The following is a 20,559-nucleotide window of genomic DNA, read 5'->3' as shown; positions in this document are numbered from 1 at the left end:
CCTCTCACCTCGGCTGTGCTCTTCACAAGAGCCTTATCAAAGCCCGGAAAGGGGCAGGCCGCCGCCCACCCCCATCCCTCAATAACACCCCTGGCCCATCGACACTGGGGCTACTGGTAAAGGGAGTTGTACTCGGCCAGAAGGCGGTTGGCCTCCTGGTTGGCCTTGGCCATAGCCTGGGCTGGATCCCCGCCTTTAAGCATCAGATCTTCCATGGTTTGGGTCACCACGTTGCGAATTTCGGGGAAGGCCCCCAGCAGCGCCCCCCGAGTGGCAGGGGTCACTTTGGAATTGTTGATTTGGTCGATGGCGGTGAAGAAGTTGGGGTTTTCCTTGAACCAGCCCTTCGACTCCAGCAAGGCTACCGAGCTTTTCCGAATGGGCAAGTAGCCGGTCACTTGGTGCCATTCGGCAGCATTTTCGGTCTTATTCAGCCACAACATGAAGGTCAGCGCCCCCTCTTCCACCTCTTTGGGCAGATCCTTCACCAACCAAAGGCTGGCGCCCCCGATCAAGTTCCCCGTCCAACCCTTGTCGGCGTTGTAGGGCATGCGGGTGGTGACCAGCTCGATGTTGTTCTGCTTGGCGGCGTTGGTGATGTTGGCCGCGTCGGCGCTGCTGGTGATGGCCATGGCGACGGTGCCGGTTTGGATGGCTTGCTCCGTGGCCGCCCAATCGCGCTGCTTGCCGCTGTAGATGTAGTAGCCTTTGTCATACATCCCTTTCCACCAGGTGGCGATAGCCACCGAGGGCTGCGAGTCCAAAAAGACCTGGGTGGCCCGGGCGGCACGGCCATTTTCGTTGTTGGCCAAGAGAGCATCTTGCTGCGCCATCCACTGCTCGTAAAACCAGCCGTGGTTGGGCCAGGTGACGCAGCCCTGGGGAGCGTCGGGAAGCGCCATGATCTTCTCACAGGCGGCTTCTAGCTCCTGCCAGGTGGCCGGCGGCTTCTCGATCCCGGCCTTCTTCAAAATGGCGGTGTTGGAGTAGAGGATGGGGCTGGAGCTGTTCCAGGGCATGGAGGTGAACTTGCCATCCAGGGTGTAGTAGCTCACCACCGGCTCGATAAAATCCTCGAAGTTCACCGGGATCCCGTTCACTTCGGTGCGGTTGCCCAGCGCCTCGGCGATGGACTTGAAGTAGCCGAAATCCCGTGCCCGTTGGGTGCCCACCTCAAACCACTGCACCACTGCCGGAGCGGCTTTTTGTTGAATAGCGAGGTCGGTGGCCTGTTGAATTTCTTCGTAGTTGCCGTAGCCCTCAACAGTTACATTGTATTGAGGAAATTGCTTGTTGAACTCTGCCGCCTTTTGACGGGCCCAATCGAGACGGTTATCGGTAAAGGCAATCCAAACTTTGACGTTGGCAGGAGACTGGGCAAAGCTGTCAGCAGCCAGGAAGGCAGCACCAGCGGCAGCCGCCAGGCCGGCCAGAGCAGCCAGGAAAGTCCGACGGGTATTCATAATAAAATGCAGTCGCATCCACTAAGGGCAGGACTGATACTAGCGCAGCGACATTAAGAGCAGGTTATAAACCGGGGATCCTGAAGGGGCAACCCATCTGTCGCACCACCACCATCGACCCCCATCCGTGAAGGATCTGGTGGGATCCCCTGCTTAAGGCTGCCCAACCTGCCGCCGCAGCGCCTGGATCCCGGCAGCCAAGCCAAAGAGAACGAGTACCAGCAGGGTGCTCAGAGCTGCTGCCTGGTGGGTGTAGCCCCCCTGTTGCAAGCCAAAGATGAGCCACCCAAAGGTTTCTGAGCGGGAGGTGACCAAGAGGGCGGAGAGGGTCAGCTCGGCAAAAGATTGCAAAAACACCAGCAACACCGCTGCTGTCAAGGCCGGTGCCAGCAGGGGCAGCAGGATGTAGCGAAAAGTTTGCAGCAGGGAGGCCCCGTCGATGCTGGCCGCCTCCTCCAGGCTGGTGTCCAGGCTGCGCCAAGCAGCTTGCATCGGTTGCAGCGCCAGGGCCAAGAACCGCCCCAAGTAGGCCATCAGGATCAGCCACAGGGTGCCGTAGAGGCTCAGCCCCGGCAGGGGAGGGGGCAACCACACCAAAATGAGGGACAACGCAAAAATCAGGCCCGGCAGGGCATAGGGCAAGTCCACAATGAAGCTGAGCAGCGCCAGCAGCCGTGCTTTCAGCCGGGTCAGGGCGTAGCCCAAGATCGTCGCCATCCCGCTGCAGAGCAGCGCTGCTCCTCCCGCCAAACCCAAACTGTGCAGCGTGGCGCGGCGGGCCCGCTCCAGCTCAAACAGAACCAGCCGGAAATGCTCCAGCGTCAGGTTAGACCAGACCAAGGGCAGGCCATAGGCCCGCAGCAGGGCAGTTGCAGCCATGGCCAGCAAAGGCCCAAGGATGACCAGCAAGGCTGCGGCAAAGAGGATCCCGCTGAGCAGCCAACCCAGCCAGCCCAAGCGATAGGGATCCGGAGGGACCTCGCCCGGATCCAGCCCCGCCTGAGGCTGCTGTGACCAGGCCAAAAAGAAGAGGGCCGGCAGGCCAAAGAGCAACGCCAGCGCCGCGCTGCGCCCAAACCCATCCCCGCCGAAGTTGATCACCTCTTGGTACAGCAGGGTGGGCAAAGTCAGGTAGCGTCCTGGGATCCCCAGCAAGGCCGGGATCCCGAAATTGCCCCAGGCCCCCAAGAAGGCCAGCGCCGCTGCTGCCGCCACAGAGGGCCGCAACAGGGGCAGCGTGATGAAGAGCCAAACCTGCAGCAGGTTGGCCCCATCCAGTTGGGCCGCCTCCTGAGCTTGCTTGGAGAGCCGGCTCAAGCCCGCCACCAGCGTCAGGTAGGCAATTGGCAGCACAAAAAGAGCCAGCAGCAGGATGATCCCCCCCGGCGTGTAGAGGCTCCACAGGGATCCCTGACCCCCCAAAATCCAGCGCAGCCCCTGCTGCAAATAGCCCACCGGCCCGGCCCATTGGATCCAGGCCAAGGCCAAAACCTGGGGCGGAATCACCAGAGGAGACAAAAAGAGCAGCCGTAGGATCCCGCGGCCCGGCAGATCCGTCTGGGTGGTGAGCACCGCCAGCAGCAGAGCGGCCCCAAGAGCCAGCGCCGCTGAGGCCGCGGACACCCAAAGGCTATGGCGTAGCGCCAGATGGACGCGAGGCGTTTCCAGCAACCAGCGGATGTTCTCACCTTCGCCGCCCAAGGCCCGCTGCAGCAGCCTCCAGAGGGGATAGACGTGGGTCAGAGTCACAAGGGCGGCTACAGCCACCAGCCAGGGGATAATGGGGTGCCTCAACCCTTTGCTCAAGTCCTTCCACCGCAAGACTTGGCCAGCGTCTGGCCAGCTTGATGTCAACCTATTCCCCAAACAACTTGGCAAAGCGAGCCTTGTCGGCCTCGCGGCTCTCGGCCAACTCCGTCGCCGGCACGCTTAAGATCTTCAGCTCGCTCAAGGCGGGGAACCCTTTCGGAGGTGTGACATCCTGCCGCAGTGGCATATAGCCCATCCCTGCAGCAACCTCCTGCCCCTTCTGAGACAGCAAGAAGTCCACAAAAGCCTGGGCAGCTTCCAGGTTGGGCGTTCCTTTTACAATTCCCACCGGCTCGGTAATCACCGGCACGCCCTCCTTGGGATAGACCACCTCCACTGGGGATCCCTCGTTGCGGCTGCGAATGGCAAGAAAGTCCACCACCATGCCGTAGCTCTGTTCGCCACTGGCGACGTTGCGGGCGACAGCGCCATTGCCCTGCACCAGCACCGTTTTGTTCTTTTTCAGGGCTTCGTACCACTCCCAGCCCAGGCCGGGGGTGCGTGTGATCACCCCCAAATTGTAGGCGGCAGCACCCGAATAGGTGGGGCTGGGCATCACCAGTTGGCCTTCCGGAACCTGGGCTAGGGCCGCCCAGCTATCCACGGGCTGGGCTTTGGCCGTGTTGTAAACGATCACCGTGGCCAGGATCTTGGTGCCGAAATAGTGGCAGTCTGGATCGTAGTAGGTGGCGGCGATGGCCTTGGCTTCAGGGCTGCAGTAGGGCTCCAGCAAATTGCGGGATTTCAGCAACTCAAAAGTAGGCGCATCGGCCACCAGCAGCACATCAGCCTGGGGACTACCCTTTTCGGCTTCCAGCAAAAAGCGGCTGATCACCTCCTCGGTGCCGGAGCGAAAGATCTCCACCGAAACCTCTGGATAAACTTCCCGAAACGCAGCCACGGTTTTCTGAGCATCTGCATCGGGTTGGGAAGTGTACAAACGCAAGGTGCCGGACGGCTTGGCCCAGGCTGGGTTCAGGGATCCCCACCCAAGGGGCTGGGCAAAAACCAGGCTCCAGAGTACCGCCAACAAAGGTAGAGGACGCTTCATCGTTTTCCCTCGCTTGAGAGCTTGACCTGGACTCCGCTACCAACTTGCCAAAGGCAAAGGCATTTTCGGATTTCAGATCGCGTCCAGATCGCGACAGTGAAAATCCACTTCGACCTTCGCCCCCTGCAATTTTTGCCTTTGGCAAGAGTCAGCCATCGCTAAACTACCCCAGGAAGATTAACCCGAGGTTATCTCTGGATTCATCGAGGATGTTGAGATTCTCCCCGCGGCTACAGCTTGCCTTTGGAGTCCTTTCCGGTTTGTCAGAGTTAGTTCTGCGCCCTGGGCTACCCAGAACTTGCGGCTGATGCCGCAGCCCCCTGGGAGAGGGGAAAACCCTGGGCGCCGCCGCAGGCAAAAACCCTAGCTTCAAGGCCTGCAGCCTGCTGGCACAAAGGAACCCGGAACTGCCCTGGCTACTTTTTCCGCAGATTCCCCCAAGCCCACCCCTACTAGAGGCGCCCGGCGGGCTTGGCTGGCCGGTCGGCTCAGGCTTTCCCAAGGGTTGCTGGCGAATTTAGGCTTGCTTGAAATAGTCGGGCTCATTGCCGGGTTTCCACTTGATGTTGCAGCCGAGGCTGGGCTTTTGGTCGGGATCGATGGGCTTGCCCGCCAGCAGGTTATCCAGCGCCGCCCGCAAATCTTTGCCCGTCACCGGCACATCCGGCAGGCTGGGGCGGCTGTCGTCCAGTTGGCCGCGGTACACCAGCTTGCGCTCCGCGTCGAACAAGAAAAAGTCGGGGGTGCAGGCCGCCGTGAAGGCCTTGGCCACCTCTTGGCTTTCGTCGTAGCAAAACGGGAAGGTGAAGCCCAAGGTCTCGGCCATCTTCTTCAGGTTCTCGGGGCTGTCGTCGGGGTATTTCTCCACGTCGTTGGCGCTGATGGCTACAATGCCGACGCCGCGATCCTTATAATCTCTGCCAATGCGGGCCAGCTCCTCTTGCACATGCTTCACATAGGGGCAGTGCTGGCAAATAAACATCACCAACAGGGCCGGCTTGTCGGCAAAGGTGGAGAGGGAAATGGTTTGGCCGCTCACCACATCGGGCAGGCTGAAGTCAGGGGCAGGGGTGCCCAGAGGCAACATGGTCGAGGGAGTACGGGCCATAGCAAACCTCCAGCGTAAGGTTTCCTCAATCATCATGGATCATCCTGCTCCTCCCGCAGCAGCCCCCACCCCAAGCAGGCCGGGAACCGCTTTTACAATTGGATAGAGTCCGCAACATTTGGTTCGGGAGCTGAGCCTTGAGCACCGCCGTCTTGCCCGCTGCCCCCCTCGTGGATACCCACGTCCACTTGAACTATCCCGATTTTGCCGAAGATCTGCCGCAGGTGGCCGAGCGCTGGCGCCAGGCCGGGATCCAGCAACTGGTGCACTCCTGCGTAACGCCGGCGGAGTTTCCCCAATTGCAGGCCATTGCCGACCAGTATCCGGAGGTGTTTTTGTCGGTGGGGCTGCACCCTCTGGAGGCGCGCCAGTGGCAGCCGGATCTGGCCGAAAAGATCGCCCAGTTGGCCGCCGGCGACCCCCGAGTGGTGGCCATTGGGGAGACAGGCCTAGATTTCTACAAGTCCGACCCGGCCGATGTGGAGCGGCAAACAGAATCCTTCCGCGCCCACATTGCCCTTGCCCAGGAGCAGGATTTGGCCCTGATCGTCCATTGCCGCGAGGCGGCAGCAGCCACCTACGAGATTTTGAGGGAGGCCATGGCTGCCAGGGGGCCGCTGCGGGCGGTGATGCACTGCTGGAGCGGATCCCCGGAGGAGACGCGACTGTTTGTGGAGCTGGGCTGCTTCATCAGCTTTAGCGGCATCGTCACCTTTAAGAACGCTGAGACGGTGCGCCGCTCGGCCCAGGAGGTGCCTCTGTCCCAGCTTCTGGTGGAAACCGATTGCCCTTTCCTGGCCCCCACCCCCTTCCGCGGCAAGCGCAACGAGCCGGCCCATGTGCAGCGGGTGGCCCAAACCCTGGCGGAGCTGTTGCAGATCCCCTTGCAAGACCTGGCCCGACAGACCAGCCAAAATGCCGCCCGCCTCTTCCGCCTGCCTCAGCCCCCCTTGTGAAGAAGGGTGGAGAACTTTTGGCATTTTTTAAGCTTTTTACTTGGGGCTCTCTAACTTCCCGGCAGGGGGCGCTATCGTGAAAGAGGAGGTGTAGCTTCCAATACTTTTGCACTCCCCTATAGCTATGGAAACCTTGGCCCCTGCAGCCTGCGCCAGCCGGGATGTCCTCATCAACCGCATTACCCACCAGATCCGGCAATCCCTGGAGCTGGATCAGATCCTGAGGGCAACGGTGGAGGAGGTGCGCGCCTTTTTGGGCACGGATCGGGTCAAGGTATACCGCTTCGACCCGGAAGGCCATGGGACGGTGGTGGCGGAAGCCCGACAAGCCGAGCGGTTGCCCTCCCTCTTGGGCCTATCGTTTCCGGCGGGGGATATCCCAGAAGAGGCGCGGCAGCTGTTTCGCCTGGCCCAGGTGCGGGTGATCGTGGATGTGGAGGCCCAGACCCGCTTCCTCAGCCAGCCGGAGTCGCTGGGCCGCTTTGCCCAGGCCCGGCTTTTGCCCCTGGGCGAGGTGCCGCAGCGGCTGGTGGATCCCTGCCATGCCCACTACCTCAAGTGCATGGGGGTGGCCTCCTCCCTGGTGGTACCCCTCCTGCATCACCAGCAGTTGTGGGGGCTCTTGGTCTCCCACCACGCCGAGCCCCGCTCCTACTCTGCCGAAGAGCTGCAGGTGGTGCAGTTGGTGGCGGATCAGGTGTCGATTGCCATTGCCCAGGCGGAATTGCTGGAGCAGGCGCGGCAAAAGGCGCAGCAGGAACGTTTGATTAACCAAATTGCGGCGCTGGTGTACTCGCCGCTCCACCCCGAGACCACCTTGACCACTGTGCTGGAGCAGCTTACCGCCGGCCTCCAAGGGATCGGGGCGCGGCTGCGCATCCGGTTCCTGGGCCTGGACACCCTCTGCCACCATGGGATCCAGCCGCCGGCAGGCTACGACGCCTGGCTGCAGGAGCAGGTGGGAAGGCCCAAGACAGCAGGAAACGGGGTGAAGACGTGGTCGCTTTCCCAGTTGGAGAAGTGGCCAGAACTGCAGGCCCAGCTGCAGCAGACGCCCATTCGCGGGCTGCTGGCGGTGCCGCTGGTTTGGAACGAGCAGCTGGTGGGCTGGCTGAGCGTCTTTCGCGGCGCCCTCTGCCAAGAGACCCACTGGGCCGGCTACCGCTGGCCCGCCCAAGGGGAAGGTGGGGAGGATCCCCGTCAAGAACTGCCGTTGATCTCCTTTGCCGCTTGGCGGGAGCTGAAAGTTGACGAGCCCAAGGCCTGGTCGGCCGCGGAGCTGGAGCTGGTCGGCCGCGCTGCGGTGCACCTGGCCCTGTCGATTGCGCAAAACCAGCTCTACCGGCAGTTGCAAGATCTCAACGCCCGTCTGGAGCACGAGGTAGAGGAGCGGACGGCGGCCCTGCAGCGCTCTTTGGCCATGGATGCCCTCTTGCAGCGGGTTACCGACCAGGTGCGCAGCAGCCTAGACGAAGCCCAGATCCTGCGGGCGGTGGTGCAGGAGTTGGCGCTGGGGCTGCCCATCCAAGGCTGCGATCTCTGCCTCTACGAGGGAGCAGCCGGCCAGGCCACCGTGCGCTATGAATACACCGCCGCCCTGCCGCCCGCCGGCGGGATCACCCTAACCCTGGCCGACTACCCAGATCTCTACCGACAACTGCAAAGGGGGCAGGCGGCGCAACTGTGCCATCTGCCGGGGCAAAGCTGGATCCCACGGCGGGAAGGGCTGACGCTTTTGGTTTGCCCGCTGCGGGATGACCAGGGGGCGTTGGGCGATCTGTGGTTGGCCAAGGCGGCAGCCGAGTGCTTTGATACCCTGGAGATGCAGGTGGTACAGCAGGTAGCGGATCACTGTGCCATCGCCATCCGCCAGGCTCGCCTCTACCAGGCCTCGGTGCAACAAATCAGCGAGCTGGAGCGCCTCAACCGCCTCAAAGATGATTTTTTAAGCACCGTCTCCCACGAGCTGCGCACCCCCATCACCAACATGAAAATGGCCATCCAACTGCTGAAAATGGCCCGCACCCCCCAAAAACGGGAGCAATATCTGCAAATCCTAGAGCAGGAGTGCGAGCGCGAGGCGGAATTGATCAACGATCTGCTGGATCTGCAGCGGTTGGAGCAGGGATCCAAACCCCTTCATCTTGAAGAAGTGTCCCTGGCCGCCTGGCTGCCCACTGTGCTGCAGCCCTTTGTGCAGCGGGCCGAGGCCAATCAGCAACAGTTGCAGTGGCAGATTGACCCGAAGGTGGGCAAGGTGGTGACGGATCAGGCCGCCTTGACGCGGGTGGTACAGGAGCTGGTCAACAACGCCTGCAAGTACACCCCGCCTCAGCACCGCATCACGGTGACGGCGCGCCGCCTCAGCCCTGAACAAGTGCAAATTCGGGTGGTCAACGAGGGGGTGGAGATTCCCCGCAGCGAGTGGGAGCGCATCTTCGAGAAGTTCTACCGCATTCCCAGCGGGGATCCCTGGAAGCGGGGCGGCACCGGCCTGGGGCTGGCTTTGGTTAAGCAGTGGATGCAGCGGCTGGGGGGCTGCGTCTCTATAGAAAGCGGCCAGGGCAAGACGTGCTTTACCCTGGTGTTGCCGCAAGGATCCCTGCCTGGGCAGACCTCTTGCACTGCGTGATGGGCGATTGCGATTTGGAAGCGCTGCAACGGGCGGTTGAGCAATTCAACCGGGGGGAATTCTACGCCTGCCACGACACCCTGGAGGCCCTGTGGATGGAAGCGGTGGATCCGGAGCGGCGCTTCTACCAGGGGCTGTTGCAAACCGCCGTGGCCTACTACCACCTGCAAAACGGCAACCGCCGCGGCTGCATGATCCTGCTGGGGGAGGCCAACCGCAAGCTGGCCGACTTTCTGCCCACCTACGCTGGCTACAACCTGCAAGCTCTCTGGGAAGCCAACCAGAGCCTCCTGCAAGAGCTCTCTTGCCTCCAGCCTGAGGATCCCTTGCCCCCGGTAGCCTCTCCTACTCTGAGGGTTGTTGGCGGTAAGCCCGATTGAGATGAGAAACTTCTTGGCCCCTCTCCCAGAACCCCAGGAGCTAGCGACGCTTGGAGCGGCGAGCCTGCCGTTCTGCCTCGTTGCGCCGCCGCCGATCCCGCCAGTCGATAAAGGTGATGTAGCCAACGCCCACCGTTACAGCCGTCAAGAGCAAAAAGATGCTCCCATACGCAAGGCGGGCCACCCAGGGCAAGTCGGTTTCCATAGAGCCAGAGGTAGCGAAGGACAAGGGGGATGCTTGGGGCTACATGCCGTTACGGCCCCAAACCACGAAGGCAATGGAAAGGGCGAAGAAAGCCGCAACGGCAACCCAGCCAAAGGTGATGATGTCCATAGGTCTAGCCAAGCAAAGAAGGCTCATCGGGGTGATCCCATTTTACGGGATGGGATCCCCGGCGCATCTACAACAGGGCTCGACTGGGTAGATTAAGGTCAGAGGCCAAAACCCAAGCCAAAGGGAGGACGCGATGGTACTGGAGACCCTGCCGCTGGTGGCCGCGGTGGCCATCGCCATTTTTGTGCTGGTTTTCTGGGTGCGGGTGGTTCGGGAGGCCATCTGGACGGCGGTGGGGATCGTGGTCCTCCTGGCCGTGCTGTACGTGGTCTTTAGAATTGGCCCGCGGCAGGTGTTGCAGGAGCTGCGGGATCCCTTCGCCTTTTTGGAGCAGGTGTGGCAGGTGATCGTCGCCTGGTTCCGGGCCTTTTTCCCCTAGCGCGTTGTCCCCTATACAATTCCTCGTACAATGGACTGGGCTTGGGTTGGGGCTGCCGGCCCTTCCCCTTTGTTCTGCAACCCTGACGCGCTTCGATTGCTGGCCATGCCTTCCGACTCCGCACAGGATCCCCAAAGCCTCCCAGACCCTGCCCCGCAAGACGGGATCCCAGTTCCCGAAGACATCCAAGTGGAGGTGGAGGACTTGGGGGATCGCCGCCGCCAAGTGCGAGGTTGCGTCTTGATCCCGGTGGAGCGGCAGCGGGTTTGGCAGGTTTTAACCGATTACGACCATCTGGCGGAGTTTGTGCCCAACTTGGTGGAAAGCCGCTTCCTCGGCAGCGAGAACGGCCGCAAGCTGGTACGCCAGGTGGGATCCCAAAAGGTTCTCTTTGCCCGCTTTTCGGCGGCAGTGGTGCTGGCCATTGAGGAAATCTTTCCCCACAAGCTTCGCTTCCAAGAAATAGAGGGGGACTTTCTCCTTTTCGAGGGGTTTTGGGAGCTGGCCGAGTGGCTAAACCAGCAAACTTTGCTCACCTACCACCTGCAGGTGAAGCCGCCGCGCCGCATGCCGGTCGGCCTGGTGGAACGGCGCATCTGCCGAGACTTGGCCTTCAATCTCCAGGCCATTCGGGAGCGCTGCCTGAGTTTATACTCCCAATAGGGCGTGCCATCCCTCACCCCCAGCCCCTCTCCCAAAGGGACGTCCCTCACCCCCAGCCCCTCTCCCTTTGGGAGAGGGGAGCTATGCGGCAACCTGATTTGTTGGACATTCGCGGTTTGCATTTGCCGGCTGGGATCCCAGCTCATCGCAGCAGCCTGGCAGCCCCCCACTTTTCAGGCGGCCATCGAGGGCTGAGTCTGGGTTCGTGGGTTTGCTATCGGCAGGGTGAAGTGGAAGGCACTGCCCTGGTTGATCCCCGGCGATTCGGCCCAGATGCGCCCCCCCATCGCCTCAACGATCAGCCGGCAGATGGCCAGCCCCAAACCCGTCCCGCCCACGGAACGGCGCAGGGATCCCTCTGCCTGGTAAAACCGCTCGAAGATGGCTTGCAACCGCTCCGGCTCAATGCCTCGCCCGCTGTCGGCCACAGTAAATCTCACCATCGCTTCTCCAGGTTCGCCGGCTGGTGGCTCCACCTCTGCCCGGATCCAGATCCGCCCGCTGGGAGGAGTAAACTTGCAGGCATTGTCCAACAGCTTGCGCAACACTTCCACCAGCCACTCGCCATCTGCCCTGACCATCGGCAGCCGTTTGGGCAGCGCCTGCTCGATGGTGGGTAACTCCTCGTGCCGTCGTCGCGCTTTGACATTGCTCAGGGCCAGCTCCACACATTCTTGAGCAGACAACGGCTCGATATGCCAGCGAACGCGACCACTTTCCAGCTTGGAGAGGGTGAGAAAATCCTGCACCAGCTCCCGCAGCCGACCGGCATCCTGCAGGGCCGCATTCAACATCTCCTGGCGCCTCTCCAAGGGCATGTCGGGGTCGCCGGCCAAAGACTCCAGACACACTTGAATGGTGGACAAAGGAGTGCGCAGCTCGTGCCCGATCACGGCAATCAGCTCCGACTTGGCCCGATCCAGAGCCTGCAACTGGCGATTCAGCTCTTCCAGGTGCTGATAGGCTTCTGCCTGCAGGAGGGCTACTCCTACCTGGTTGGCAATGGCTTCCGCCAGCTCCAGGGTGGCCAGCTGCCAGCGGCGGGGGTGTTGGTGGTGCAGCTCCAATAGGCCCAGCAACCGCCCCTGATAGAGAATCGGCATGGCCACCCAAGCGCGAATTTGCGCCGCCTGCCACAGCTCCGGCACTTGCTGCAAGCGCGGATCCTTTTGGGTGTCCTCGCAACACACCAGTTGGGCCGAGGCCATCGCCTCCTGCAAAAAAGGGTTGCTTGGCACGGGCCAGAGGGATCCCTTGAGGCTGCCCATCGTCAGGGTGTGATACTCGTGATCGATCTGGACAGCAGGAACCTGACCGTCGTAGCGGTAGATCAAACAGCGCCCCACCTTCGCTGCCTGACCCAATTCCTGAACGGCAATGGTCAGGATATCGCCGGGATGCAAAGACTGGCGAATGGCGCTGCTGATGCGGTTGATCAAGTGTTCTTTGCGCTCTTGAGCTTGAATGGTGCGATAGGCCCGCTGCAGCTTGTATTGCCCTACCTGGAGATAGGTGATCAGCCGCTCCGTAAAAGGGCCGGGGTTCAGTTGGCTGTCAGCATCCTGGGGAGCTCCTTCGAGGTACTGGCGAACCGGCTCCAGGCGAGGGGCCAGATCCGGACGGTAGCCAAGGATCTTCGGCAACAGAGCCAAAGCCGCCTGGGCAGTGACGGAGCGATCAAATGACCAGATGCCATCGAATTGGCGGGCCGCATCCATGTCGCTGCCCTGCCAGGGCCGCTCCCGACACACCAAGCAGGTGGCATAGTGGGCGTCGATAACGATCAAATGCCACTCCTGCGCCAGCGGATCCTCCGGATCCAGGGGGATAAAGTCAGGGGGCAGGTCGGCCTGAGCCCCATCGGGAGCAGCCAACACAAACACATCTTGGGCAACCGCGCCGATGCGACGGTAGCGCCGCGCCTCCTGGCGGTAGTAGCGCTCCTTTTGAAAATTGGCGAACACCCACGGGGATCCCTGACCTTGCAACACCTGATCCTCGATGGCGTGGCTAAGGGCAACCAGAGAAGACTTGAAATAAAGTTGCGGGCGCAGATGGGGCAAAGCCTCCAGCAGATCGCTCAATAGGGAAGTCCGACTCTGACGGCTCTGGCGGGATCTAGGGCGGGTAGAAGTCATAGCCCTATTGGCAAGTTCGGTTGGCAAGGAGTAACTTAGCCGTGGAGAAAGCGCCTGGCGGGCTGGCCTAGGTTTAGTCTAGCGGTTGGGTTCTGCAGCAAGGCGAACTTAACGAGCTGCAAGATCTGGCTAACTTGGGCTAAGAATTGTAAGGTTGTGTGTAGACCCAATGTCGGGATCCCGGTACAGCCAAGAGGACGTGCAACAAATTCTCCAGCGGGCCATGGCCCGCCAGCCGCGTCTGGGCGAGTTTACCCGCGCCCAACTGCAGGAGATGGCCGCCGAACTGGGGATCTCCCCCCAAGAGCTGAATCTGGCCGAACAGGAATGGAAGGCTTGGCAAGAGCTGAACAGCCAACATCGCGAATTCCAGCGCTACCGCCGCCGGCAGTTTTACCAGTTGCTGGGGCGATATGCAATTGTCAACAGCTTTCTGCTGGGCTTGGACTGGCTTTCCGGCGGAGGGCTATCCTGGTCGCTGTTTATACTCATGGGCTGGGGCTTGACAGTTTCCCTCAAAGGCTGGAACGCCTATCAAACGGAGGGTGAACGCTACGAAAAGGAGTTTCAGCAGTGGCAAAAGAAACGCCAGAAGAAGCTTCAGCGTCGATGAGTAGCATCTCGTCTCTCTGCTTTGAGCGGCGATGGTCTTAGAAGGAGACTGCCGGCAGATGCTAGTATAGGTAGCTGCAGAGGCAAATGCCTGTGCGGGCGTAGTTTAATGGTAAAACCGCAGTCTTCCAAACTGCTGTTGACGGTTCGATTCCGTTCGCCCGCTTCCAGCCACCCAAAGCCATAAACCCGCTCCAGATAAGCACTTCCAGCCTTAAACTGCAGTTGAGTTTGGGGTCAGAAAGTGTCAGGAAACGGCTATGGAGAAAAGGGAAAGCTTGGTACGCTTTTGGTCTGAACTGGCACTGCCGGGGGTGGCGGTACCGGTTGTCGACGGGGGCGCCGGACGAAGAACTTGGCTAGAGCCTTATCTTGTCAGCAACAATTTCTAACAATCGCTCCCCAGCGCTTACCTTCGGGCTAGGGACTACCTCTCGGAGCTTATTGCAGCCAAGGCCTGGCGATGCAAGTCGGGGTTGGCCGCCGCCAGCACTTCCCCCCTAGACGTGCGGGTCAAGGGATCCCCCGACCAATCGGTAATCAGGCCGCCGGATCCCTCGATAACAGGCACGAGAGCAGCAAAGTCGTAGAGGGCAAGCCCACACTCCATCACCAGATCGATGTAGCCGCTGGCCAACAAGCCGTACTGGTAGCCGTCGCCGCCGTAAGAGGTGATGTGAACCGAGCGGCTGAGCTGCTGAAAGCGCTGCCGCTGGTCAGGCTGGGCGAACAAATCGGGGGTGGTGCAGCTTAGGTAGGCGCGGCTGAGTTCAGTGGTGGCTTTGGTGCGCGTGAGCTGTTGGGTGGAGGGGGTTATCCAGCGGGTTGGTTGTCCCTGCACCCCCAGCCAGCGCTCGCGCAGCACCGGCTGATCGATGAGGCCCAAGATGGGGCGATCCTCCGCCAACAGGGCGATCAAAGTGGCAAAGGTGGGCTTGCCGGTGGAAAAGGCGATGGTGCCATCCAAGGGATCCAAAACCCAGGTGTAGGGGGATCCGGTCTGGTGGAAGCCAAACTCCTCGCCGAGGATGTTGTGCTCCGGCACGTGGGCGGCCAGCAGCGCCCGCATCGCCCGTTCCGCCTCCCGGTCGGCTATCGTTACAATTGGCGAGCGGGCCTCCTTGTATTCGGCTTTCAGCTCCCCGCGAAACAAAGGTCGGATCACCGCTCCGGCAGCCTCGGCCAGGGCCTGCGCCAATTCAATCCATTCTGGCTTGACCACCTTACTCTCTCTGTACTTTGTCCTCTTCTAGCATAGAAAAAGACTTCCCCTCGGCTATGCGCTCTGGCCGACTGTTAACCCCTCTGGAATGGCTCTGGATCGCGATTGGGGTGATCTTGACCATTTTGGGCACCCTAACCCAGGTGAGCTTGCCGCCTCAGTGGCCAGGGGTGGGCGGATATAGCTTTTCCCTGCAAATCGGCGGCGTGCTGCTGACGGCCTGTCTGGCGGGGCCGGTGGCGGCAGTGTGCGCTCAGATCGTCTATCTGGGATTGGGGTTGGCGGGACTGCAGGTGTTTGCCCAAGGAGGCGGATGGCAATACCTGTACCAGCCCGCCTTCGGCTATTTGCTCGGGTTTCTGCCTGCAGCCTGGGCCTGCGGGATAATGGCCTTTCGACAAACGGATCCTCATTTACCGCGCGCCTCCTTTCCCCCTCGCCGCAACCCCTACGTGCAGCCCAGCCTCTCTGCGCCGGTGCGTCTGCAAGACTTGGCCGCCGCCGGTTTGGTGGCCCTGACCCTGGTTCACCTGACCGGGATCACCTATCTCTTAGCTACTCAGCCCTGGAATGGAGAGTTGCTGCAGTTGCTTCGGCTCTACTCTGGCTATACCCTGCCAGGACAGCTCATCGTGGTCAGCTTCGCTGCCCTCCTAGCCCTGATCCTGCGGCGCTTGCTGCTGCTTTAGCGCAAAAGACCTTCTATCTTTGCGCGATTGCGCATTTGCTCTTGGGCTGGAGCAGCAAAGATTAGCCTAGAGGCAAACTTGCCCCAGAGAAGGGACAAGGGGTTTCCAAGGTTTCACCAGGTTTCTGCAAAGTTTCGTGAGAAAAGGCAAGAATGCGACGCGCTGCGCTAACTCTCTTGGCAACGGGCTTTCTAGCCACCACTCTGACCGCCTGCGGCAACAGCGGCAACTCTGGCGGATCGATTGTCATTCCACCCCAAAGCCCAACCGTTTCCTTTATCAATCCGCCTACCTCTGGGCGCGTAGGCACCTCCACACCGGCTTTCACGGTGCAGGTCAGTGTGCCGGGCGGCGCCCGCTCAACCCAGTTTGTGGAACTGGAAACCTTCAACCCGCTTGGCACGCGCGTGCAAAGGGAAGTCTTTAGCCCCCAGCAGGTTGGCTGCAGCCCAGGTGCCACTTTCTGTAGCTTCAACACCGACTTCCGGGTTGCTCCTGGCGATCCTGCCGGCGTTTGGCAGTTTCGAATCACTGCCTTTGACCAGCAAAACCGCTCTGGATCCCAGACTCTTCTGATTACAGTCTTTCAGTAGGCAAGCCGAGCCGTTGCTTTGGATTGAGAGCTAAGCGAAAGCAGGGGATGCGTCAAGCACCCCCTTAAGGCGTAAGCCCTTCTCACCAGGAACGCCCAAATGCGGGATCCCTCATTCCATGTCCCGACGGTTGGGGTTGCGGGCAGGGTCATTGCTCAAGAAACCAAAAACAAACAGTCCCACAAAAAAGATTACCACCGCGTAAACAGAGATTTTCAGTAACAGCATAGTTTCAGCGACCCGTTTCCAAGTGGATGAAGCGAACAAGCAACAAAGCAATGGTAGAGCAAAGACCGACAGCCACGGAGACGGGATCCCGTCAGACCTGAGGCTCGGCAAAAGTTCTTCACAAGATCATACCTCCCAACAGCTCCTCATTCCCGCCGTTGGCCCCAATTTGTCCCCAAAACGCCTCGGACACTTGCCGGAAAAGAGCCGCAAAGCTCGGCCAGATAGGGATCCCTGGCAAGGGGCAAAATTGTTAAGAAATGTTTTAAAGCGAAAAGCAACATTGCGCTCGCTCAGCGGCAGCAGTGTTGGAGAAGGCTGGGGAATGGGAGGATGGGATCTGCGGCTTTGCTGGCTGGGTACCTATCTATGCCTTTTGACTTGTCCGGTAATCCAGTTCATCAGTTAAACCACTGGGATGCTTCAGAGGAGCGGTTGCCCAGTCAGGCAAGACCTCCGTCGTCTCAAGAGATCTATTGCTCCCGGGAACTACAGCTTTCAGACGGCACCGCGGTTTTTCTGCGCCACTGGCTACAGGGATCCCCGCGGGGCCGGGTGTTGCTGTTGCACGGCAAAGGGGATCACGGCGGCGGGTTTGGCCCCTTGGCGGCGGAGTTGGCGGCTCAGGGGTGGGAAGCTTTGGCGCCCGACATGCGGGGATTTGGTTCGCTGCTGGATCGACCGCTTCGGCCAGTACCAAGCGGATCTAGAGGCAATCGTCAAGCAAGTTTGGCCCCAGCGAGAGCTCCCGCAGATCTGGTGTGGGTACAGTGCAGGGGCCAATTGGGTTACGGAATATGCGCTTGCTCACCCCGACCAGGTGCAAGGTTTGATCCTTATCTCCCCGGCCTTTCGTATCGACCACTATTTCAACCACTTTACCTGGGGTCTTTTACAGGTCTTGGACAAGGTTTTGCCCCAGTTGGCCCTGACCGGCCTCTACGAACCCGGGCGGGTGACCTCCCTAGCGGAGCAGCAGGCAGCCTTGGCTGCAGATCCTTACGTGTGTGGTGTTACCCGGGCCCGGTTTACGGCGGAGCTGGTGCGCAGCGGCCGGCGCTGCCTTGAACAAGCCCACCGGCTGGAGCTGCCAGTTTTGGTGCTCTACACCTCTGCCGATATTGTTGTCAATCCTGCTGGCGCTGTGGAGTTTGCCTGTCGGCTTCCCAAGGGTGAAGTCTACGATTTTCCCCAGTCGCGCCACGACCTTTTGCACGACTGCGAGGCTGCAGCTGTTCAGCAAGCAATTGGCTGCTGGTTGGAGCGGCATTTTCCCCCTCCGCTTTGACTGAGCTCCTGGGGCCCTCATGGCAAAATAGAGAGGCCCTCTTTCTCCTGCTCCTATGAGCCAAGACCTGATCTACCGTCCCCGCCGGCTGCGGCGCACCGAGGCCCTTCGCCAGCTGGTTCAGGAGACCCACCTGCGGGTGCAGGATCTCATCTACCCCCTGTTTGTCATGGAAGGGGAGAACCAGCGGCAAGAGGTGGAGTCGATGCCCGGCTGCTACCGCTACACCCTGGATCTGCTCCTCAAGGAGGTGGAGGAGGCGGCCAACTTGGGGATCCCGGCGGTGGCCCTCTTCCCGGTGGTGCCCGAAGAAAAGAAAGACCCCACGGGGCGAGAATCCTTCAACCCGGAGGGCCTCATCCAGCGGGCGGTGCGTCGGATCAAGCAGGAGATCCCCGAGATCCTGGTGATCACGGATGTGGCCTTGGATCCTTACAACAGCGACGGCCACGACGGCATTGTGCGGGACGGGGTGATCCTCAACGACGAGACAGTGGAGGTGTTGGTTAAGCAGGCCCTCTCCCAGGCGGAAGCGGGAACCGACATCGTGGCCCCCTCCGACATGATGGACGGTCGCGTCGGCGCCATTCGCGAGGCCCTGGATGAGCAAGGCTATACCGACGTGGCGATTCTGGCCTACTCCGCCAAGTATGCCTCCGCTTTCTATGGCCCTTTTCGCGATGCCCTGGGATCCGCGCCCAAGTGGGGGGATAAAAAAACCTATCAGATGGATCCCGCCAACGCCCGCGAGGCCCTTAGAGAAGTGGAGCTGGACGAGGCGGAAGGGGCGGACATTGTGATGGTGAAGCCGGCCTTGGCCTACCTGGACATTATCTATCGGGTCAAGGAAGCGACAGATCTGCCCGTGGCCGCCTACAACGTGAGCGGCGAATACGCCATGATCAAGGCTGCTGAGCAAAAGGGCTGGATCGACGGCAAGAAGGTGATGATGGAATCCCTCTTGGCCATGAAGCGGGCCGGCGCTGACATGATCCTCACCTACTTTGCCAAAGAGGCGGCCCTGCTGCTGCAACAGTCCTAGCTAGGGCCTTCTGGACAACTGGGGAGATTCTCCAATCCAGGTGGGGGGTGCCTTTTTCTCCGCATCGGCTACTAGGTCGCTGGGATCCACCAGGCGCACCTGGATTTGATCGGGCGGCACGCGGTTGAGGCGTTCCTTGATGAGGGCTTGCTGCTGCAAGGGATCCATGCCGCGATCCACTCCCTCCCGCAACCGTGAGACTCGGGCTGAGAGGACTTCGAGGTTCTGCTCCAAAACCTGCAGGCGGTGGTGCTGGGCCAACTGCACCGGTAAAAGGCGATACAGGCCGCCGAGGGCAGCCGCCGTAAACACGAGGTTCACCCCGATGCGACAGAGCAGTTCCCAAGCTTGGGGCTCCGGCTCTGGGGCTCGTCGTTCCCGCAGGCGAGACAGATTTCTTGAACAGGAAGGCCGGACGGGGATCGTCCGCGGGCCGGGAACCGGGAGAGAAGGGGGCGCTCCGGCCCGAACCAGGGATCCCTGCCCCTGCAAACGACGCAGCCGCGGAGCAATAGAGACGCCCAGCTCAGGCCGAGGAACCTGCCCCTCATTGACAGACATGGGGCGAGCCGAGGTACGCGAAGTAGACTTGGGTGTCACGGGTGAAGGGAAGCAATCGGGGGATGAAAGACCACCTCTGCTACTGGGAAGCGCAGCTAGGGCTTATTGAAGCCGATTTTTCCGAACGTGTCAGGCGGTGGTCCAAAACATTTTTCTTTTCAGCTCTACTCCGGTACGGCGGAGGCGGATTTCGGCTCTTTTTCCGGGTCTTCGGTCAACGCCAAGCAGGAACTGCCGGACAGCCCAGAGAAAAACCGGCTATGGCCAAACCCGGAAACGCGCTAGGCTAGAGGTTCCTACCTTGGGCAAGCTCTACGCCGTCCAAAGGACGAAGGCAACAGAGAGCCCAGGGGCTTGTAGGGTGCTTATCGGGATCCGCCTATGCGCATTGCCATCACGGGTGGGAGTGGTTTTATCGGGCGCCGCTTGGTGGCCCGCCTGCTGGAGCGAGGAGATGAGGTGTTGGTTTTGAGCCGCCGCCCTGAGCAGGCCCGCCGCGTTCTGGGAGCATCCCCCAACCTCAAGCTGCTGGAGTACGATCCCTACCAACCGCAAGCCTGGGCCTCAGCTCTGGAAGGCTACGAGGCCATTGTCAACTTGGCCGGAGAGCCCCTGGCCTCTTCCCGCTGGACAGAAGCTAAGAAAAGAGAGATCCGCCGCAGCCGCGTGGAAACTACCCAGGCTCTTGTCCAGGCTCTTGCTTCCCTGCAGCAAAAGCCCCGGGTGCTCCTCAGCAGCTCGGCGGTGGGCTACTACGGATCCCATCCCGAAGGGGATCCCCTGACGGAGGCGGATCCCCCGGGCCAAGGCTTTTTGGCAGAAGTCTGTCAAGCTTGGGAAGCTGCCGCCCGCCCGGCAGAGGAGCTGGGGATCCGCCTGGCCATCCTGCGCACCGGGATCGTGTTGGGGCCCGATGGGGGAGCGCTGGCCCAAATGCTTGCCCCCTTTCAGTTTTTCCTCGGCGGCCCCATTGGCTCTGGCAAGCAGTGGGTCTCCTGGATCCACCGCGACGACTGGGTGAGCCTAGCCTGCTTCCTGCTGCAGCAGGGATCCGGCGTCTTCAACGCCACTGCCCCCAACCCGGTGCAGATGGAAGAGTTCTGCCGCACTTTGGGACAAGTTTTGGCCCGCCCCTCGTGGCTGCCGGTACCAGCCCCAGCCCTAGAACTGCTGCTGGGCGAAGCAGCTCAGGTGGTTCTAACAGGGCAGAAAGTAATCCCTCAGGCCGCGCTGCAGCTAGGTTTCCCCTTCCAATATCCCCACCTCAAAGAAGCCCTGCGGCAACTCCTCATCCCCCAGGGCAACCGCTGAGGGCAGCCATTCAGCCAAAACGCAACTGGCGGCAAGCCCTTGCCGCCCCTCCCAGAGACTGGAGGAGGCTGGATGATCCCTGTGGACAAGAATTTAGGCG

21 protein-coding genes, 1 tRNA gene and 1 pseudogene are annotated in these 20,559 nt (G+C 61.0%); 13 read left to right on the top strand and 10 right to left on the bottom strand.

The annotated features are described in order from the left end of the window. Nucleotides 1-110 precede the first annotated feature (110 nt). The 4 genes from GG26_RS03440 to GG26_RS03425 all read right to left on the bottom strand — a co-directional run bounded on the left by GG26_RS03440 (nt 111) and on the right by GG26_RS03425 (nt 5,431). Entirely contained in the window at nt 111-1,463 is a 1,353-nt protein-coding gene (locus GG26_RS03440; RefSeq protein WP_414388892.1) for an ABC transporter substrate-binding protein, read from the bottom strand. Between the two features lie 153 nt (nt 1,464-1,616). Further along, the gene (locus GG26_RS03435; protein WP_414388890.1) at nt 1,617-3,257 is read right to left on the bottom strand and encodes an ABC transporter permease; all 1,641 of its coding nucleotides are present in this window, start codon (nt 3,255-3,257) and stop codon (nt 1,617-1,619) included. Between the two features lie 61 nt (nt 3,258-3,318). Beyond that, nucleotides 3,319-4,323 carry an ABC transporter substrate-binding protein gene (locus tag GG26_RS03430; RefSeq protein ID WP_414388888.1) on the bottom strand — a complete coding sequence of 335 codons (1,005 nt, stop codon included), beginning with the start codon at nt 4,321-4,323 and terminating at the stop codon, nt 3,319-3,321. Nucleotides 4,324-4,840: 517 nt separating this feature from the next. After that, nucleotides 4,841-5,431 (bottom strand): thioredoxin family protein, encoded by a 591-nt coding sequence (locus tag GG26_RS03425; protein WP_011431553.1) that lies wholly within the window; start codon nt 5,429-5,431, stop codon nt 4,841-4,843. A 137-nt stretch (nt 5,432-5,568) separates the two neighbouring features. Between GG26_RS03425 and GG26_RS03420 the strand changes: the two genes are divergently transcribed. The 3 genes from GG26_RS03420 (at nt 5,569) to GG26_RS03410 (ending at nt 9,399) form a co-directional block, all read left to right on the top strand. Next, nucleotides 5,569-6,387: a TatD family hydrolase gene (locus tag GG26_RS03420; RefSeq protein ID WP_228375368.1), complete on the top strand. Its 819-nt coding sequence runs from the start codon at nt 5,569-5,571 to the stop codon at nt 6,385-6,387. A gap of 124 nt (nt 6,388-6,511) precedes the next feature. Further along, nucleotides 6,512-9,019: a GAF domain-containing protein gene (locus tag GG26_RS03415; protein ID WP_099812703.1), complete on the top strand. Its 2,508-nt coding sequence runs from the start codon at nt 6,512-6,514 to the stop codon at nt 9,017-9,019. Further along, nucleotides 9,019-9,399: a DUF309 domain-containing protein gene (locus GG26_RS03410; RefSeq protein WP_041438668.1), complete on the top strand. Its 381-nt coding sequence runs from the start codon at nt 9,019-9,021 to the stop codon at nt 9,397-9,399. The genes GG26_RS03415 and GG26_RS03410 overlap by 1 nt, the downstream gene beginning before the upstream one ends. Nucleotides 9,400-9,439: 40 nt before the next feature. Here GG26_RS03410 and GG26_RS03405 read toward each other — a convergent pair whose 3' ends face one another. Together GG26_RS03405 and GG26_RS03400 are read right to left on the bottom strand one after the other, a co-directional pair. Continuing rightward, the gene (locus tag GG26_RS03405; RefSeq protein ID WP_011431549.1) at nt 9,440-9,628 is read right to left on the bottom strand and encodes a hypothetical protein; all 189 of its coding nucleotides are present in this window, start codon (nt 9,626-9,628) and stop codon (nt 9,440-9,442) included. 15 nt (nt 9,629-9,643) lie between these two features. Next, a complete protein-coding gene (locus tag GG26_RS03400; RefSeq protein ID WP_240527309.1) occupies nt 9,644-9,760 on the bottom strand; it encodes a cytochrome b6-f complex subunit PetN in 117 nt (38 codons plus the stop codon). Nucleotides 9,761-9,866: 106 nt separating this feature from the next. On the opposite strand from GG26_RS03400, the gene GG26_RS03395 reads away from it, so the two are divergent. Next, the gene (locus GG26_RS03395) at nt 9,867-10,112 is read left to right on the top strand and encodes a hypothetical protein (RefSeq protein WP_011431547.1); all 246 of its coding nucleotides are present in this window, start codon (nt 9,867-9,869) and stop codon (nt 10,110-10,112) included. A 105-nt stretch (nt 10,113-10,217) separates the two neighbouring features. Beyond that, complete coding sequence (locus tag GG26_RS03390) at nt 10,218-10,775, top strand: SRPBCC family protein (protein ID WP_414388883.1); 558 nt, start codon at nt 10,218-10,220, stop codon at nt 10,773-10,775. A 173-nt stretch (nt 10,776-10,948) separates the two neighbouring features. On the opposite strand, the gene GG26_RS03385 is transcribed toward GG26_RS03390, so the two are convergent. Further along, nucleotides 10,949-12,913: a DICT sensory domain-containing protein gene (locus tag GG26_RS03385; RefSeq protein ID WP_011431544.1), complete on the bottom strand. Its 1,965-nt coding sequence runs from the start codon at nt 12,911-12,913 to the stop codon at nt 10,949-10,951. 169 nt (nt 12,914-13,082) lie between these two features. On the opposite strand from GG26_RS03385, the gene GG26_RS03380 reads away from it, so the two are divergent. Together GG26_RS03380 and GG26_RS03375 are read left to right on the top strand one after the other, a co-directional pair. Further along, entirely contained in the window at nt 13,083-13,526 is a 444-nt protein-coding gene (locus GG26_RS03380; protein WP_414388881.1) for a 2TM domain-containing protein, read from the top strand. A gap of 94 nt (nt 13,527-13,620) precedes the next feature. Beyond that, nucleotides 13,621-13,691 (top strand) — tRNA-Gly (locus tag GG26_RS03375). 261 nt (nt 13,692-13,952) lie between these two features. Here the strand turns inward: GG26_RS03375 and hisN are convergent. Further along, nucleotides 13,953-14,747: a histidinol-phosphatase gene (hisN, locus tag GG26_RS03370; protein ID WP_011431542.1), complete on the bottom strand. Its 795-nt coding sequence runs from the start codon at nt 14,745-14,747 to the stop codon at nt 13,953-13,955. 56 nt (nt 14,748-14,803) lie between these two features. On the opposite strand from hisN, the gene GG26_RS03365 reads away from it, so the two are divergent. Next, nucleotides 14,804-15,436, top strand: coding sequence for a biotin transporter BioY (locus tag GG26_RS03365; RefSeq protein WP_414388879.1), 633 nt, complete (start codon nt 14,804-14,806; stop codon nt 15,434-15,436). A 152-nt stretch (nt 15,437-15,588) separates the two neighbouring features. Next, entirely contained in the window at nt 15,589-16,029 is a 441-nt protein-coding gene (locus tag GG26_RS03360; RefSeq protein WP_011431539.1) for a hypothetical protein, read from the top strand. Nucleotides 16,030-16,140: 111 nt separating this feature from the next. On the opposite strand, the gene GG26_RS03355 is transcribed toward GG26_RS03360, so the two are convergent. Continuing rightward, nucleotides 16,141-16,257: a photosystem II reaction center protein I gene (locus GG26_RS03355; RefSeq protein ID WP_011431538.1), complete on the bottom strand. Its 117-nt coding sequence runs from the start codon at nt 16,255-16,257 to the stop codon at nt 16,141-16,143. 333 nt (nt 16,258-16,590) lie between these two features. Between GG26_RS03355 and GG26_RS03350 the strand changes: the two are divergent. After that, nucleotides 16,591-17,545 (top strand): annotated as a pseudogene (locus GG26_RS03350) (alpha/beta fold hydrolase). Between the two features lie 55 nt (nt 17,546-17,600). Then, entirely contained in the window at nt 17,601-18,587 is a 987-nt protein-coding gene (gene hemB, locus GG26_RS03345; RefSeq protein WP_011431536.1) for a porphobilinogen synthase, read from the top strand. On the opposite strand, the gene GG26_RS03340 is transcribed toward hemB, so the two are convergent. Then, entirely contained in the window at nt 18,588-19,148 is a 561-nt protein-coding gene (locus GG26_RS03340) for a hypothetical protein (RefSeq protein ID WP_414388876.1), read from the bottom strand. A 105-nt stretch (nt 19,149-19,253) separates the two neighbouring features. Between GG26_RS03340 and GG26_RS03335 the strand changes: the two genes are divergently transcribed. Both GG26_RS03335 and GG26_RS03330 read left to right on the top strand, forming a co-directional pair. Next, on the top strand, nt 19,254-19,433 hold the full coding sequence (locus GG26_RS03335) for a hypothetical protein (protein ID WP_143596988.1): 180 nt from the start codon (nt 19,254-19,256) through the stop codon (nt 19,431-19,433). A 96-nt stretch (nt 19,434-19,529) separates the two neighbouring features. Next, complete coding sequence (locus GG26_RS03330; RefSeq protein ID WP_414388874.1) at nt 19,530-20,459, top strand: TIGR01777 family oxidoreductase; 930 nt, start codon at nt 19,530-19,532, stop codon at nt 20,457-20,459. Nucleotides 20,460-20,559: the final 100 nt, after the last annotated feature.

The sequence above is a fragment of the Synechococcus sp. 'PEA 65AY6A-5F PE A' genome, from assembly GCF_047462575.1.
Lineage (GTDB): Bacteria > Cyanobacteriota > Cyanobacteriia > Thermostichales > Thermostichaceae > Thermostichus.
Note: the sequence above shows the minus strand (reverse complement) of the source record. Positions and strands in the feature narration are given on the sequence as shown.

What these genes read in the sequence shown, in the direction of transcription:
- GG26_RS03400 (WP_240527309.1), bottom strand. Translation starts at nt 9,760, where the DNA reads ATGAGCCTTCTTTGCTTGGCTAGACCTATGGACATCATCACCTTTGGC.
- GG26_RS03330 (WP_414388874.1), top strand. Translation starts at nt 19,530, where the DNA reads ATGCGCATTGCCATCACGGGTGGGAGTGGTTTTATCGGGCGCCGCTTG.
- GG26_RS03340 (WP_414388876.1), bottom strand. Translation starts at nt 19,148, where the DNA reads ATGTCTGTCAATGAGGGGCAGGTTCCTCGGCCTGAGCTGGGCGTCTCT.
- GG26_RS03380 (WP_414388881.1), top strand. Translation starts at nt 13,083, where the DNA reads ATGTCGGGATCCCGGTACAGCCAAGAGGACGTGCAACAAATTCTCCAG.
- GG26_RS03440 (WP_414388892.1), bottom strand. Translation starts at nt 1,463, where the DNA reads ATGAATACCCGTCGGACTTTCCTGGCTGCTCTGGCCGGCCTGGCGGCT.
- GG26_RS03385 (WP_011431544.1), bottom strand. Translation starts at nt 12,913, where the DNA reads ATGACTTCTACCCGCCCTAGATCCCGCCAGAGCCGTCAGAGTCGGACT.
- GG26_RS03355 (WP_011431538.1), bottom strand. Translation starts at nt 16,257, where the DNA reads ATGCTGTTACTGAAAATCTCTGTTTACGCGGTGGTAATCTTTTTTGTG.
- GG26_RS03415 (WP_099812703.1), top strand. Translation starts at nt 6,512, where the DNA reads ATGGAAACCTTGGCCCCTGCAGCCTGCGCCAGCCGGGATGTCCTCATC.
- GG26_RS03390 (WP_414388883.1), top strand. Translation starts at nt 10,218, where the DNA reads ATGCCTTCCGACTCCGCACAGGATCCCCAAAGCCTCCCAGACCCTGCC.
- GG26_RS03410 (WP_041438668.1), top strand. Translation starts at nt 9,019, where the DNA reads ATGGGCGATTGCGATTTGGAAGCGCTGCAACGGGCGGTTGAGCAATTC.
- GG26_RS03360 (WP_011431539.1), top strand. Translation starts at nt 15,589, where the DNA reads ATGCGACGCGCTGCGCTAACTCTCTTGGCAACGGGCTTTCTAGCCACC.
- GG26_RS03395 (WP_011431547.1), top strand. Translation starts at nt 9,867, where the DNA reads ATGGTACTGGAGACCCTGCCGCTGGTGGCCGCGGTGGCCATCGCCATT.
- GG26_RS03425 (WP_011431553.1), bottom strand. Translation starts at nt 5,431, where the DNA reads ATGGCCCGTACTCCCTCGACCATGTTGCCTCTGGGCACCCCTGCCCCT.
- hemB (WP_011431536.1), top strand. Translation starts at nt 17,601, where the DNA reads ATGAGCCAAGACCTGATCTACCGTCCCCGCCGGCTGCGGCGCACCGAG.
- GG26_RS03365 (WP_414388879.1), top strand. Translation starts at nt 14,804, where the DNA reads ATGCGCTCTGGCCGACTGTTAACCCCTCTGGAATGGCTCTGGATCGCG.
- GG26_RS03430 (WP_414388888.1), bottom strand. Translation starts at nt 4,323, where the DNA reads ATGAAGCGTCCTCTACCTTTGTTGGCGGTACTCTGGAGCCTGGTTTTT.